This window comes from Kocuria sp. NBRC 114282 (assembly GCF_030268385.1).
In the GTDB taxonomy this organism is placed as follows: Bacteria; Actinomycetota; Actinomycetes; order Actinomycetales; family Micrococcaceae; genus Kocuria; species Kocuria palustris.
In genome coordinates this window covers 68,594-83,658 of sequence record NZ_BSQO01000003.1, presented here as the reverse complement: position 1 = coordinate 83,658, position 15,065 = coordinate 68,594, and the positions used below count along the sequence as shown (strand labels likewise).

The window sequence follows — 15,065 nt, the reverse complement described above, 5'->3', positions numbered from 1 at the left end:
GCCATCGGCATGTTCGGAAGGCCCTGCCGTCGAACGCGCCCGCTTCTGCCCTGAAGCCATCCACAGGCGGAGGAGCATCCGCTCGGTGGGCCGCGATCCGGTGTGGACTGTCCGGCATGACGCATCCTCTGCTCGACCCGCGGTACGCCCACGCTGCGACCGCGCTGCCGCCGGCGGCCGCAGGACCGGCCGGCGGCATTCTGTCCCTCCCCGACGAAGAGGCACCGCGCTGGGCAGAGCTCTCCGCTCTGGAGCGCTCGGCCCTGCAGCGTGACGACCTGGCGGTCCCGCTGCTGGGCGGGATCTGCAGCCCGCGTCTGCTTCCGGTGACCCGTGCCGACCGTGCCCGGGCGATCCGTGCCGTCGTGCCGGAGGCAGTGCTGGAGCACGCGGTGCTGCACCGCACGACCGCCGCCTGGTTCCTGTCCTGCTGCCCGGCTCCGCAGCGTCTGCACCTGATGGTCCATCGCCAGCGGCGCACGACCACCCGCCCGATCGATCCTCAGCTGGAGGGTCTCGCTTGGGAGGTCCGACAGCTGGTCCACGAGCCGCAGGACGTGGATCGGCTGCACGGTCTGCAGGTCACCACGCCGCTGCGCACCGCAGCGGATCTGGCCTGCTGGGAGGACCCGACTGCCGTGCCCGCCCTGGAGCAGCTCCTGGAGGCCCCGCATCTGGGTGTGGAGCCGCAGGCGGTCACGGACCTGCTGCGGCAGCGGTCCCGGCTTCCGGATCGACGCAGGGGAATGGTCACACTGCGCAGTGCCTGCCGGAGGCTCGGACTGGTCGTGCCGCGCTGAGCTGCCGAGGGACAGCAGAGGCGCGGCACAGACCCCTCAGGCACGAGCTGCGCAAGCCGCGGCTCAGTGCTCAGGCCTCCGCGGTGGAGAGCCTGCGCTGGCCGGAGGTGCGATAGACGTCGTAGACGCCGTCGATCCGGCGGACCTGGTTCAGCACGTGATTGAGGTAGCGGGCATCGCCCATCTCGAAGGCGAAGCGGGAGATCGCCACGCGCTGCGTGGAGGTGGAGACGTTGGCCGAGAGGATGTTGACGTGGTTCTCCGAGAGCACCCGGGTGACATCGGAGAGCAGCGAGTTGCGGTCCAGCGCCTCGACCTGGATCTCGACCAGGAACACCGAGGCCTGGGTGGGGGCCCAGTGGACCTTGACCAGGCGCTCTGGCTCCTTCTGCGCGGCGATGTTCGAGCAGTCGGCCCGGTGCACCGAGATGCCCTGCCCGCGGGTCACGAAGCCGACGATCTCGTCCGGGGGCACGGGCGTGCAGCAGCGGGCGAGCTTCACGTAGACGTCGCTGGCGCCGTCCACGGCCACGCCGGAGTCGACCACGCGGGAGCGCACCGGCTGGATGGGCGTGGAGGTGTCGTCGATCTCCTCGGCCGAGCCCTCGTCGCCGCCGGCCGATTCCACCAGCAGGTCCACGACCTGCCGCGCCGTGACCGAGTCGGTGCCGATGGCCTCGTAGAGCTCGGCGATGTCCGACTTGTTCAGCGTGTGCGCCGCTGAGACCAGAGCCTCCTGCGTGACCGTGCGCTGCAGCGGCAGGTGGTGCTTGCGCAGCGCACGGGTCAGCGACTCCTGGCCGCGCTCGATGGCCTCCTCGCGGCGCTCCTTGGAGAACCACTGCTTGATCTTGGACCGGGCCCGCGGCGAGGAGACGAACTTCAGCCAGTCCTGCGACGGCCCGGCCGCCTCCGACTTGGAGGTCAGCACCTCGACCCAGTCGCCGTGCTGCAGCTCGGAGGACAGGGCCACGAGCTTTCCGTTGACCCGCGCGCCGATGGTCTTGTCGCCGACCTCCGTGTGCACGGCGTAGGCGAAATCCACCGGGGTGGAGCCCACGGGCAGCGCCATGACATCGCCCTTGGGTGTGAAGACGAAGACCTCCTTGGTGTCGATCTGGTAGCGCAGCGAGTCCAGGAACTCGGTCGAGTCCCGCGTCTCGTCCTGCCAGGACACCAGGGACTTCAGCCAGCCGATGTCATCGGCATCCGCCTTGGCCGCGGGGCCGTCGGCGGCGCCGGAGGCCTTGTACTTCCAGTGCGCGGCCACGCCGTACTCGGCGCGCTGGTGCATGTCGTGGGTGCGGATCTGGATCTCGACCGGGCGCCCGTTCGGTCCCAGCACCGTGGTGTGCAGCGACTGGTACATGTTGAACTTGGGCATGGCGATGTAGTCCTTGAACCGCCCCGGCAGGGGCCGCCACCGCGCATGCAGCGCACCGAGGGCCGCATAGCACTCGCGCACCGTGCCCACGAGCACGCGCACGGCCAGCAGGTCCTGGATCTCGTCGAAGTCCTTACCCCGCACGACCATCTTCTGGTAGATGGAGTAGTAGTGCTTGGGGCGCCCCGTGATCGTGGCCTCGATCTCGGCCTTGTCCAGGTCCTCGGCCACCAGGGAGCGGATCTGGGCCAGGTTGCGCTCGCGCTGGGGCTGGCGCTCCCCCACCATCCGCACGATCTCCTCATAGATCTTGGGATACAGCGCCGCGAAGGACAGATCCTCCAGCTCCCACTTGATCGTGTTCAGGCCCAGGCGGTGAGCCAGCGGAGCGAAGATCTCCAGGGTCTCGCGCGCCTTGCGCCCCGAGGACTCCTGGGACACGAAGCGCCACGTGCGGGCGTTGTGCAGCCGGTCGGCGAGCTTGATCAGCAGCACGCGGATGTCCTTGGCCATGGCCACGATCATCTTGCGCACGGTCTCGGCCTGCGCGTTCTCCCCGTACTGCACCTTGTCGAGCTTGGTCACGCCGTCGACGAGCGCCGCGACCTCCTCGCCGAACTCCTCGGTGAGGTCCTCGAGGGTGTAGTCGGTGTCCTCGACCGTGTCGTGCAGCAGCGCGGCGACCAGCACCGGGCCGGTCATGCCGAGCTCGGCCAGGATGGTCGTCACGGCCACCGGATGAGTGATGTACGGGTCGCCGCTCTTGCGCTTCTGCCCCTGGTGGCGCTCATCGGCCACGGAGAACGCGCGCTGCAGGACCGCCAGGTCCTCGTCGGGAGCGTTCTCGCGCACGGTGCGCAGCAGCGGCTCGATCAGCGGGGACGACGAGATCGAGGCCCCCGACAGGTACGACAGCGTGGAGCGGGTGCGCTCCGAGCGCCCCGGGAACACCGCGCGGCCGAAGACCGGGCGCGAGGCGGGCACGACCCAGTGCGTGCCCCCGGCGCTCGAGCCCGTGCGACGCCGCGCCGCACGCTCGGCCTCCTCGGCCTCGAGCTGGCGGGACCGGCGCTCGATGGCCTCGTCCGGGTCATCGGCGGCGGAGTCGGCGGTCGCCTTCGAGGCGGCACCGAGAGTCTCCGGGGCTTCCGGGGCCGCCGCGGCGGAGGCGCTGTCGTGCGAGCGATCTGCGGAGGGCGGCGGCGAGGTCTCCGCCGAGGCGCCCTCCTGGGCGGGCTCGACGGCTTCGGCGGAGGGTTCGGGCGCGCGCGGAGGCCGCCCCCGACCGTCGTCGATGACTCCCCTGCGGCCCTCGGTCATCTCCGCCTCCTGTTCTCGGTCCGGCCAGGTTCAGCGCCCGGCCCTTCCACGCGATCCCCGAAGTGGATCAATCCGGCAATTGTAGGACTACCGGGACATGCTCCAGACCACATCGGGCCGCATCCTCAGGCTGTGGAGCCCCCGGCGCGGGTCGTGGTCGCACCTGCGGTGACGCTGCCCGCGGCCTCGTCGTCGAGCGGCACCTCGGAGTCCTCGCCCGAAGCACCGGAGCGGCCGGCGGAGGCCTCGGCAGCCTCGTCGATCCGGCGCACGGCCGGTTCGCGGGAGCGCAGCGCCGCATACAGCGGCGTGGCCACGAACAGCGTGGCCAGCGTGCCGTAGATGATGCCCACGAACTGCGACAGCGCCAGGTCCTTGAGCGTTCCGGCACCCAGCAGCGCGGCGCCGATGAACAGGATGGCGCCCACGGGCAGCAGGCCCACGATCGAGGTGTTGATCGAGCGCACCAGCGTCTGGTTGGCCGCCAGGTTGATCTGCCCCAGGAACCCGCGCTGCCTGCGGGAGGCCGGCGCGGAGCCGTCGAGCAGGCCCTTGGTGTTCTCGCGGACCTTGTCGAAGACGACCACGGTGTCGTACAGCGAGTACGACAGCACGGTCAGGAAGCCGATGACGGCCGAGGGCGTGACCTCGAAGCCCACGAGCGAGTAGGTGCCCACGGTGAGTGCCACCGTGACGAACACGCCTGCCATCGAGGCCACGGACATCTTCCAGGTGCGGAAGTACAGGGCCATCACGACCGCGGTGAGCACCAGGAAGATCACCAGGCCGCGCAGCATCTGCTGCGAGATCCCCGCGCCCCAGGTGGGGCCCACGAAGTTCGAGGTGACGTTCTCGGCCGGGACGTCATAGGCCTCGGCCAGGGCGTCGCGGACCTCCAGGGTCTGCTCGTCGTCGAGCTGCTCGGTCTGGGCGCGCATGGTGCCCGGGGCGATGTTGGTGACCTCGCCCTCCTCGGTGGCACCGGTGTCCTGCAGCGCCTGCTGGCCGACCTGCGGATCGTCGTCGGCCACCGAGGAGATCGTGAACTCGGAGCCGCCGGTGAAGTCGATGCCCAGGTTGAAGCCGCCCTTGACCACGGGGATCAGCAGGCTGATGACCACGAGCGCGCCGGCGATGGCCAGCCACAGTCCGCGGCGGGGCACGAAGCCGAAGGAGCGACGACCGCTGTAGAGGTCGTTGCCGAAGTCTGAGAAGCGGGACATCAGGCGTCCTCCTCGTTCGTGCGTCGGTCGGAGGCCGGGCGGGTCGCTTCCGGGTCCTGCGGGGGCGGCGGGTCCGACGGCGATGACTCGCCTGCCGCGCGCCGGGCCCGACGGCGGCGCTCGGCCACGGTGAGACCGCGCTCGTCGTCCGGGGCCCCCGCGCTGCGGCGGGAGGGCCTGCCCGCAGCAGCGCTCGAGCCGGTGCTCTGAGCCTCGGTCGCTGCCTCGCCGGGCCCGGGAGAGTCCTCTGTCTCTGCAGCACTGTGAGCTGCGGAGCTCTCGGGGGCGCTGTCGTCGTCGGGCTCCGTCGAGGCCGCGTGCTTCGTGCGGGAGCTGAGCGGCGAGGACGCGCCCACGAGCTCCTGCTCGGCCGGGGCGCTCTGCACGGCGGACTCCTCCGCCACCGCACCGGCGGCCGGGTCCAGGTCGTCCGGAGTGCGGGTGCGACCGGCGCCGCGGTAGAACGGCACGGCGTCGAGGGTCTCGGGATCCAGCCCGGAGCCCTTGCGGCCCTGAGCGAAGAAGCGGGTGCGCGAGAGCAGGACCATGACGGGATGGGTGAACAGGAACACGACCACCAGGTCGATCACCGCGGTCAGGCCCAGAGTGAACGCGAAGCCGCGCACGTTGCCCACGGCCACGAAGTAGAGCACCACCGAGGCGATCAGGTTCACGGACTTGGAGGCGATCACGGTCTGACGCGCGCGCTTCCAGCCGTGATCGATGGCCGCTGGGATCGTGCGCCCGATGCGGATCTCATCGCGGATGCGCTCGAAGTAGACGATGAACGAGTCGGCGGCCATGCCGATCGACACGATCAGGCCGGCCACGCCCGCCATCGACAGGCGGTAGTTCATGCCCCAGCCCAGCAGCACGATGGCCAGCCAGGACGCCACGCCCAGCACCACGAGCGAAGCGATGGTCACCAGGCCCAGCAGGCGGTACTGGAACAGGCAGTAGACGGCCACCAGGACCAGGCCGATGAGCCCGGCGATGACGCCCCAGCGCAGCTGATCGGCGCCCATGGTGGCCGAGATCTGCTGCTCCGAGGAGATCTCGAAGCTCACGGGCAGCGAGCCGTAGCGCAGCTGCTCGGAGAGGAACTGCGCGTCCTCCTCCGTGAAGGAGCCGGTGATCTGCGCCTGGCCGTCGGGGATGACCGCGTCCATGGACGGTGCGGAGATGACCTCGCCGTCCAGCAGGATCGCGAACTGGCTGCGGGGGTCCCCGGGGCTGGTCTGACCGATCGAGTTCAGGCGCTCGGAGAGCTCCTTGAAGGTCTGGGTGCCTTCCTCGTTGAACTGGATGTTCACGGCGTACTGGCCGGTGGTCGTCCCGTTGGCACCCTGGGCCATGCCGTACGACGAGTCCGAGATATCGGTGCCCTCGAGCTCGATCGGGCCGAGGATGTACTTGCCGCCGCCGCTGGGATCGCAGGCGACGATGGCCGCCTCCGGGTCCTGGGCGGCGCGCTGCTCGGGGGTCTGCGGCTGCGTGCAGTCCGTGGCCTCGTACTTGGCCATCAGATCGCCGTCGACCCAGTTGGGGTCCGACGAGTCCGTGGGCTCGCCGTCCGGCTCGACCTGCTCGTCCTCGGGGGTGCGCTCGTCCTCCGGAGTGGCCTCGGCGGGGCCGACCATCAGCACGGGTCGGAAGCTCATCTGCGCCGAGGTCTGGATCAGGTCCCGGGTCTCCTGATCGGGCGTGCCCGGCATGGACACGACGATGTTCTCGCCGCCCTGGGTGGACACCTCGGCCTCCGAGACGCCGGAGCCGTCGACGCGCTGGCGGATGATCTCCACCGCCTGGTCGAGCTGCTCCTGGGATATCTCCTCGCCCTCCTGCTGACCGGTCAGCTCAGGGGTCAGGATCATCTGCGTGCCGCCCTCGAGGTCCAGCGCCAGGCGCGGCCCCCAGCCGGTGTGGCCCTGACCTGCGCCCCAGCCCAGCACGCCGAGCATGGCGACCAGCAGCACGAACATGCCCACGAGCGAGCCTCGAGCAGTTCTCACGGCCCGGTGCAGCTCGGTGCCGCCGAGCTGACGACGCTGCGCACGCTGGGCCGTCGTCTCCTGCTCGCTGCGGCGCGGCTTCTTCTTCCGGTCCCCCGGCTCGCGGCCGGGGGTGCTCGCGGACGAGCGATCTTCTGGCGATGTCGACATCGGGGCGCAGATCCTTGCGGGGTTCGAGGGGGCTGTGAAGCGCGGCACACGTGGGCCGGGCGGGCGCGGGTGGACCCGAGGAGGCGGTCTCAGGTGCCGCAACACGCACGAGCGCCCCGGCCGAGGGGGCCGAGGCGCGGGTGCTGGCTGATCAGCGGGAGGAGTCGGCTCCCGGATCGCGGGGATCCGTGGGGTCGCCGGCTGGGGTCTCGTCAGCGGAGGCGTCCCCGGCTGCGGTGGAGCCTGCGGCATCCGTGCCGCCGGCAGCGGGGGTGTCACGCTCGACCACGTTGGTGAGGGTCTGCAGGTGCACGGTGACCTGGGTGCCCGGGGCGATCTCGATGACGGCCTTGACGGCGTCCTCGTCCTTGGAGACCAGGCGGCCGTAGAGGCCGTAGCTCGTCATGACCTCCATGCCGGGCTCCATGGCGCGCTGCTGCGACTTCAGCTTCTCCTGCTGCTTCTTGCGGGTGCGGCTGGAGAACCAGAACATGCCGATGATCAGCAGCAGCATGAAGCCGAAGAGCAGCATGGAGGAGCCGCCGCCTCCAGCGGCTCCGGCGGCGGACAGCGATTCGGTGACGACGGGTGTCATGCAGACTCCTGATCCTGCGATGCGCTTCTGCGCATCGCGTGGTGGTCGGTGCCGCGACCGGGACTCCGCCCCTGGACAAGCACGTGGGGCAGCGCGGCGGCGGCGAGGATTCCCGTCCATGGTAGGGGACGCGGCCGCGCAGGGCCCGGTCAGCGGGCTCCCAGGCGCCGGGTCGCAGCCGGTCGCCGTCCGGAGGGCTACTGCTGCGGGGGGTCCTGGTCGCCGAGGGCCTGGCGCACCGCAGTGTCCCGGAAGGCTGCGTGCTCGGGCGGTACCAGTCCCAGGTGCTCCCAAGCCGCGGGCATGGCGATGCGTCCTCGCGGGGTCCGCGCCAGCAGGCCCTCGCGGACCAGGTACGGCTCGGCGACCTCCTCGACGGTCTCCGATTCCTCCCCCACGGCGATCGCCAGGGTGGACAGCCCCACCGGTCCGCCGCCGAAGTGGCGGACCAGCGCCTCGAGCACCGAGCGGTCCAGGCGGTCCAGGCCCCGCGAGTCGACCTCGTACATCTCCAGGGCGGCGGAGCAGGCGCGGGCGTCGATGCTGTCCACGCCGTGGACCAGCGCCCAGTCGCGCACGCGGCGCAGCAGGCGGTTGGCGATGCGCGGAGTTCCGCGGGAGCGGGTGGCGACCTCCTCGAAGCCCTCCGTGGACAGGCGCAGGTCCAGCAGCCCGGCGGAGCGGCGCAGCACGGAGACGAGCTCGTGGTCGCTGTAGAACTCGAGGTGCCCGGTGAAGCCGAAGCGATCGCGCAGCGGTCCCGGCAGCAGCCCGGCGCGCGTGGTGGCACCGACCAGGGTGAACGGCGGCAGGTCCAGCGGGATGGAGGTGGCCCCGGCGCCCTTGCCCACCACGATGTCGACCCGGAAGTCCTCCATGGCCATGTAGAGCATCTCCTCGGCGGGCCGGGACATGCGGTGTATCTCGTCGAGGAACAGGACCTCGCCCTCAGTCAGGGAGGACAGGATCGCGGCCAGGTCGCCGGAGTGCTGGATGGCAGGCCCGGAGGAGATGCGCAGCGGAGCGCCCATCTCCTGGGCGATGATCATGGCCAGCGTGGTCTTGCCCAGACCGGGAGGTCCGGACAGCAGCACGTGATCGGCGCTGCGGCCCCGCAGCCTGGAGGCCTCCAGGACCAGGGAGAGCTGCTGGCGCACACGCGGCTGACCCACGAAGTCCGCCAGGGACTCGGGGCGCAGGGCCGATTCGACGGCGCGCTCGTCCAGCTCCGGCTCCCCGCCCACCAGGCGCTCGGACCCGCTGTGCTGTGCGTCCATGCTCAACGGCCCTCCCCCGCCCGGGCCGAGCTGCGGCCGGCGGCAGGAGCCGAGGCCCGGGCGCCGAGCCAGGCGAGCACGGTGCGCAGGATCAGGGCGACGTCACCGGAGTCGGCGAGCTCCTCTCGACCGACCAGGGCGTCGTCGATGGCCGCTGAGGCGTCCTTCTCGTTCCAGCCCAGACCCGTGAGGGCCTCCGTGACCTGGGTGCGCCACAGCGGGATCTGCGCCGCCTGCGGGGCCGAGGCCGGTGGCGGATCGGCGGGAACGAGCTTGTCCGCGAGCTCGAGCACGATGCGCTTGGCGCCTTTGGGCCCGATCCCGGAGACGGTGGTGAACGGCTTGGGGTCGCCCTGGGCGATGGCCGTGCGGACCTCCTGCGTGCCCAGCGCGGCCAGCACCGCCAGTGCGGTGCGCGGACCGATGCCGGAGACGCCCAGCATTGTCTCGAAGATCTCCTTCTCCTCCGCGTCCGCGAAGCCGAACAGCAGCGGGGAGTCGTCCTTGCGCGCCACGAACGCGGTGGCCAGCCGGGCCTCGCGGCCCTCGTGCAGCCCGGAGAGAGTCTGCGGGGTGGCCTGCAGCTCGAGGCCCAGCCCCATGACGTCGACGACGGCCGTGCTCAGCCCCTTGTGCAGCACCTCGCCGCGCACGGACGCGATCATGGGAACACCCTCTCCTCGATGCGGGGAGCCGCCCGCGAATCGGGCAGCCATTCGAACATCAGTACGATGCCTCGCTCACCCTACCAAGCCGCGACGACCACACAGCGCAGGCCCTCGCCCGGGACGAGGGCCCGCACCCGAGGACGATGCGGTCCCTCAGTGGCCGCGCCGAGCCTTCTGCTCCGCGGCCTGCCAGGCGCGCTGAGCGGGTGTCAGGGCGGTGCCGCGCTCCTGGCTCGCGCGCTGCAGTCCCGTGCGGGCGCCCTGGTGCGTGGTCGTAGTGCCCGCCTGGGCGTCCAGGCCCGCGCCCACACCGGAGCGCCAGCCGTGGCAGACCGCGATCGCCAGGGCATCGGCGGCGTCGGCCGGACGCGGCAGCTGCTCGAGGCGGAGGATGCGCGCGATCATCTTGGTCACGGCGGCCTTCTCGGCCGAGCCGTCGCCGGTGACCGCGGCCTTGACCTCGGACGGGGTGTGCCAGGCGACGGGGACCCCGCGAGCGGCTGCGGCGGCGATCACCACGCCCGAGGCCTGGGCGGTGCCGACCACGGTGGGGGCGTTGTTCTGCGCGAACACGCGCTCGATCGCCAAAGCATCCGGGGCGAAGCGCTCGAGCAGCTGATCGGCCGCCTGGGCGATGCGCAGGATCCGCTGCTCCAGGGGCTCGTCGGCGCCTGTGCCCTGGACCTCGTGGTGGACCCATTCGGCGCGGCGGTCGGCGCGCATGCGCACGATCCCGAACCCGCAGCGGGTCAGCCCGGGATCGACGCCCAGGATGACCTGCTCAGGGGCCTGCGCCCTGGCCGCGGAGCCCATGGCGGGACGTCGGGCGGGTGCCGGAGCCTGGCTCAGTCCTCGTCCTCGAGCTGGGCGGCGACCTCGGGGGTGATCTCCACGTTGGAGTAGACGTTCTGGACGTCGTCGAGCTCCTCGATCGCATCGGCCAGGCGCAGGAACTTGCGCGCGGCGTCGGCGTCGAGCTCGACCTTCATGTTCGGGCGGAACTGGGGGTCGTCGTTGTTGTACTCCAGCTCCGCCTCGTCCAGAGCCGTGCGGATCTGGGGCAGGTCGGTGGCCTCGGAGATGACCTCGAAGACGTCCTGGTCCTCGATGACCTCCTCCGCCCCGGCGTCCAGCACGGCCATCATGACGTCGTCCTCGGTGACGCCGTCGGCCTTGGCGACCTCGGCCACGCCCTTGCGCTCGAACATGAAGGTGACCGAGCCCGGATCGGCCATAGTGCCGCCGTTGCGAGTCACGGCCACGCGGACCTCGGAGGCCGCGCGGTTCTTGTTGTCGGTCAGGCACTCGATGTACAGGGCCGAGCCCTCGGGCCCGCGGGCCTCGTAGAAGATCTCCGAGTACTCGATGACCTCGCCGGTCAGGCCGGCGCCGCGCTTGATGGCGCGGTCGATGTTGTCGTTGGGCACCGAGTTCTTCTTGGCCTTGGACACGGCCAGATCCAGCGCCGGGTTGCCCGCGGTGTCGGCGCCGCCCTGGCGCGCGGCGACCTCGATGCCCTTGATGTACTTGGCGAAGGCCTTGGCGCGCTTGGCGTCGATGGCGGCCTTCTTGTGCTTGGTCGTGGCCCACTTGGAGTGACCGGACATGGCTTGCCTCCTGGTTCGTGTCGGTGCCGCAGCGCCGGGCTCCTCCCGGCGGCGGCTGGCAGCGCGTGCGTCGGGGGTGCCGGTCACGGCCGGAGGGGCCGTGCGGCGCACCACCGCGGCGCATGACGCTGCGCTGGGAAGTCTGCTGGTCGATTGTAGGCGACGGGTCCCGGGCTCAGCGCGGACGGGAGGCCGCGACCTCCCGCGCCTTCTCCGCCAGCAGATCGTTCAGCGGCTCGAGGGTCTCGTGCGCATAGCGTCGCCGCACCGCCGTGGCGATGAGGTGATCGGCAACCGCCGGGTTCTTGGGCAGCAGGGAGCCGTGCAGATAGGTGCCGATGACCTCGCGGGTCACCGCGCCCTCCGTGCCGTCCTGGCCGTCGTTGCCCGCACCGGAGACCACCTTGCCGAAGGGCTTCTGGCCCGCGCCCAGGTGGGTCAGACCGGAGTGGTTCTCGTAGCCGATCACGGTGCCGAGATCGGGCGACTCGGTGACGATGTTGCCGATCAGCCGCTCCGGGCCGCCGACGGTCTCGAGATCGAAGATCCCCACACCCGTCAGCGTCTCGCCGCCGATCGTGCGGAAGCGATGGCCGAAGAGCTGGTAGAGCCCGCAGATGGCGAGCATGGGCGCGCCGTCCTGCACCAGCTCGAGCAGCAGCGGCTTGATCCGCTGCAGATCCTCCATGACGCGGAACTGCCCGGAGTCCTGGCCGCCGCCGCCCACGAAGATGTCGCCGTCGCCGGGGAAGGAGTCGCCGGGGTTGTAGTCGGTGACGCGCACGCTGTAGCCGCGGCGCTCGAGACGGCGCTTGAGCGTCAGCGTGTTGCCCCAGTCGCCGTAGATGTTCATGTCGCGCGGATAGAGCTGCACGAGGTGGATCTCGCCCTGCCCGCCGAGCTCGGGCTCGGCTCCTGCGGCGGGGAGGTTGGGAGTCGCAGTGGTCATCGCGGTCCTCTCTCAGATCTCGGGCACGACGGCCACGGCGCGCAGCTCGCGGCGCAGCGTGAGCATGGACGTATAGGTGCAGAAGACGCGCATGGGGCGTCCGTCGGCGGAGGCGATGAACTCCGTGAGCGCTCGGGCAATGTCCGGCTCGACGGCGCCGACCTGCACCTGGTCGTAGTCCAGGCGCAGAGCCATGTCCCAGGCGCGCGTGCCGGTGACCATGTCGACTCCCCCGCCGCGCAGGGACTCGAACTCGACGTCCCACAGCCAGGAGACGTCGCGACCGTCGGCGTATTCGTCGTTGATGGAGATCATGGTCGCGTAGGACTCCGGTGCGGCGGAGGCCAGCGACAGGCGGAAGCCCGCGGGGTTCTTCACGAGCAGCAGCTGCAGCGGGGTGCCGTCGACCATGATCGTCTCGCCGCGTCCGAAGGCCGGGGTCACGCGGGACAGCTCCCCCAGCAGCGACGGCAGCGCGGCGGACAGGCCGCTGCGCTCCTGCGAGACGGTCAGCGCCAGCGCCAGGGCGGCCGCGGCGTTGTAGACGTTGTAGACGCCGTAGAGATGGACCTCCGCCTGCGCCGGCTCCCCGCGCACGGAGAACGTGACGTCGGTGGCCTCGAAGTCCTCGAGCTGGACGATCGCCTCCGGCTTGGCCTCCTGCGACGGCACCGGAGCCTCGGGGCCGTCGGCGCCGCGCATGTCGTCGTCCGACGGGAACATGGGCCGCAGCTTCTCCGACAGCCCGTACCAGTGCACCTCGGTCCCGGGGCGGACGTCATCGGCCAGAGAGGCAATGCGCGGGTCCTCGCGGTTGAGGACCACGGCCTCGGTGGTGGCCGCCGCGATCTGGGAGAGCATGCGGCGGGTGGTGTCGATCTCGCCGAAGCGGTCGAGCTGATCTCGCATGACGTTGAGCAGCAGTGCGAACCGGGGCTGGACGAGCTTCACGAAGTGGACCGCGTGGGCCTCGTCGAGCTCCAGCACGGCGATGTCCGCGTCCAGCCTGCCGGTCAGGGAGATCTCCTCCAGCAGGGAGGCCGCCACCCCGCGCACGAAGTTCGAGCCGGTGCGGTTGGTGAACACGCGCAGGCCCTGGGACTCGAGCAGCTGGACGGCCATCTTGGTGGTGGTCGTCTTGCCGTTGGTCCCGGAGATCACCACGACGCCCTGGGGCAGCCGGGCCAGCTGCTCGGCCACGAAGTCCGGGTGCAGCTTCTCCATCACCAGCCCGGGGAACGCCGAGCCTCCGCCGCGCAGCTTGGTGGCGGCGCGCACGCCCTGGCCGAGGAGCCTCACAAGTGGTCTGGACATGGCGGACATCCTAGTTCGTCGCCCTGACGACTCAGCGCCGGCAGGGCCGGGGCTCGCCGCCAGGTTCAGTGCTCCCGTGCGAAGACCTTGCCGGGATTGAGGATCCCCTGCGGATCGAAGACCGCGCGGATCTGCGCCTGGAGGTCCAGCTGATCCTCTCCGAGCTCATCTCCGAGCCAGCGCCGCTTGAGCAGGCCGATGCCATGCTCCCCCGACAGCGTGCCGCCCAGCTCCAGGGCGATCCGGAAGACCTCTCCGGCGGCCTCCCAGATCCGCTCGGGGACCTCGTCGTCGCCGACCAGGAAGATCGGGTGCAGGTTGCCGTCGCCGGCGTGGGTGGTCGTGGGGATGAGGATCCCGTGACGCAGCTCGATCTCGCGGATCCGCTCGAAGGCCTCGGCCAGCCGGTCGCGCGGCACGGCGATGTCCTCGACCAGGATCGAGCCGCCGCCGGCGAAGCCGCCCTCCTGGGCCATCCGCTGCGCACGCGCCTCCAGCGCCGGGAACGCGCTGCGTCGCAGACCGATGAGCTCATCGGCCTCCGCCTCGTCCTCGGCCGCGCGGACCTCGCCGCCGGCGGCCTCGAAGATCGCCGCGATCCTCCCGGCGACCTCGTCGGCTTCCGGCCCGTCGGTCTGGGCCAGCAGGAACGACGACCCCGCCGAGCCGATGCGCCGACCGCGCCGCTGCTCGACACACTCCACGGTGGGCCCGTCCATCAGCTCGAGCAGCGCAGGGGTGAGACCCTCCGCCGTGACAGCGGAGGCGGCCGCCGAGGCTGCGATTACGCTCGGGAAGCTCGCCGCGACCACGGGGCGCGGGCCGGTCACGACGGGACGCAGGGCCAGCGTGCACTTGACGATCACGCCCAGCGTGCCCTCCGAGCCGATCATCAGCGCGCAGAGGTCGTAGCCTGTCACGCCCTTCACGGTGCGGTGGCCCACCGAGATCAGACGGCCGTCGGCGAGCACGACCGTCAGCGCGAGCACCGCCTCGCGGGTGACGCCGTACTTGGCGCACAGCAGGCCGCCGGCGTTCATGGCGATGTTGCCGCCTACCGTGGAGATGTCCTTGCTCGAGGGGTCCGGGGCCCACCACAGTCCGTGCTCGGCCAGTCGGGCGTTCAGCGCGCCGTTGAGGATCCCCGGCCCGACGACGGCCAGGCGATTCGGCACCGAGATCTCGTGCACCTGATCCAGGTCCTGCGTGGACAGCACGAGCTCGCCGGGACCGGCGCACGCCCCGCCGGCCAGGCCGGTGCCCGCGCCGCGGGTGACCACCGGGATGCCGTGCTCGGAGGCGGTGCGGCACACGAGCTGGACGTCCTCGATGCTTCCGGCGCGGATCAGCGCCAGCGGGGCGCCCGGGCTCCGGTGCCCCGAGCGGTCCTCCCGCAGCGGCTCGAGCTCAGCGGGGTCGGTGCTCAGCCTCGCGCCCAGCTGCGCCGTCAGGCGCTCGAGCGCAGCAGTCGCCGGACAGCTCAGCGTGCCGTGGTTCGCGGACATCGTGGCTCCCGTCGATTCACGTGCCGCAGCCTCCGAGAGCGAACCCGCGGCGTTGCGGATCCCCTCAGCCTAAGTGCACTCGGCTATCCCCGGAGCGGCATCGAGCGGCCGCTTCTTCACCTCACTGCCATCCGGCGGCCGGTTCGGCACCATCGCGGACCTCTGGGCGGCACCGACTCGGGCTGTCGATGGTTCAACGGTGCGGATTCGGCCACTGGATGCGGCACAGAGTCGAAGGACGCTGCAAGGCCGCGCGCGAGG

The 15,065-nt window shown here is 71.1% G+C and carries 12 protein-coding genes; 1 reads left to right on the top strand and 11 read right to left on the bottom strand.

Annotated features, from left to right (window positions below; translation table 11 throughout):
- Window positions 1–116 precede the first annotated feature (116 nt).
- Window positions 117–800 carry a hypothetical protein gene (locus tag QSJ40_RS06600; RefSeq protein ID WP_285729695.1) on the top strand — a complete coding sequence of 228 codons (684 nt, stop codon included), beginning with the start codon at window positions 117–119 and terminating at the stop codon, window positions 798–800.
- A 70-nt stretch (window positions 801–870) separates the two neighbouring features.
- On the opposite strand, the gene QSJ40_RS06595 is transcribed toward QSJ40_RS06600, so the two are convergent.
- The 11 genes from QSJ40_RS06595 to QSJ40_RS06545 all read right to left on the bottom strand — a co-directional run bounded on the left by QSJ40_RS06595 (window position 871) and on the right by QSJ40_RS06545 (window position 14,804).
- Window positions 871–3,504 (bottom strand): RelA/SpoT family protein, encoded by a 2,634-nt coding sequence (locus QSJ40_RS06595; protein WP_153005636.1) that lies wholly within the window; start codon window positions 3,502–3,504, stop codon window positions 871–873.
- 125 nt (window positions 3,505–3,629) lie between these two features.
- The gene (gene secF, locus QSJ40_RS06590) at window positions 3,630–4,727 is read right to left on the bottom strand and encodes a protein translocase subunit SecF (protein WP_058870962.1); all 1,098 of its coding nucleotides are present in this window, start codon (window positions 4,725–4,727) and stop codon (window positions 3,630–3,632) included.
- A complete protein-coding gene (secD, locus tag QSJ40_RS06585) occupies window positions 4,727–6,709 on the bottom strand; it encodes a protein translocase subunit SecD (protein WP_285730187.1) in 1,983 nt (660 codons plus the stop codon). Before secD ends, secF begins: the two co-directional genes overlap by 1 nt.
- A 331-nt stretch (window positions 6,710–7,040) precedes the next feature.
- The gene (locus QSJ40_RS06580; RefSeq protein ID WP_006213306.1) at window positions 7,041–7,484 is read right to left on the bottom strand and encodes a preprotein translocase subunit YajC; all 444 of its coding nucleotides are present in this window, start codon (window positions 7,482–7,484) and stop codon (window positions 7,041–7,043) included.
- 197 nt (window positions 7,485–7,681) lie between these two features.
- On the bottom strand, window positions 7,682–8,761 hold the full coding sequence (gene ruvB / locus QSJ40_RS06575; protein ID WP_006213307.1) for a Holliday junction branch migration DNA helicase RuvB: 1,080 nt from the start codon (window positions 8,759–8,761) through the stop codon (window positions 7,682–7,684).
- Window positions 8,762–8,763: 2 nt separating this feature from the next.
- The gene (ruvA, locus tag QSJ40_RS06570) at window positions 8,764–9,426 is read right to left on the bottom strand and encodes a Holliday junction branch migration protein RuvA (RefSeq protein WP_285729687.1); all 663 of its coding nucleotides are present in this window, start codon (window positions 9,424–9,426) and stop codon (window positions 8,764–8,766) included.
- A 156-nt stretch (window positions 9,427–9,582) separates the two neighbouring features.
- Entirely contained in the window at window positions 9,583–10,242 is a 660-nt protein-coding gene (gene ruvC, locus QSJ40_RS06565; protein ID WP_285729684.1) for a crossover junction endodeoxyribonuclease RuvC, read from the bottom strand.
- Between the two features lie 32 nt (window positions 10,243–10,274).
- Window positions 10,275–11,036: a YebC/PmpR family DNA-binding transcriptional regulator gene (locus tag QSJ40_RS06560; RefSeq protein ID WP_285729682.1), complete on the bottom strand. Its 762-nt coding sequence runs from the start codon at window positions 11,034–11,036 to the stop codon at window positions 10,275–10,277.
- A 175-nt stretch (window positions 11,037–11,211) separates the two neighbouring features.
- A complete protein-coding gene (locus QSJ40_RS06555; protein ID WP_259903106.1) occupies window positions 11,212–11,985 on the bottom strand; it encodes a type 1 glutamine amidotransferase in 774 nt (257 codons plus the stop codon).
- Between the two features lie 12 nt (window positions 11,986–11,997).
- Entirely contained in the window at window positions 11,998–13,308 is a 1,311-nt protein-coding gene (locus QSJ40_RS06550) for a Mur ligase family protein (RefSeq protein ID WP_285729678.1), read from the bottom strand.
- A gap of 56 nt (window positions 13,309–13,364) precedes the next feature.
- Window positions 13,365–14,804, bottom strand: a complete 1,440-nt coding sequence (locus QSJ40_RS06545; protein WP_285729676.1) for an FAD-binding oxidoreductase — start codon at window positions 14,802–14,804, stop codon at window positions 13,365–13,367.
- Window positions 14,805–15,065: the final 261 nt, after the last annotated feature.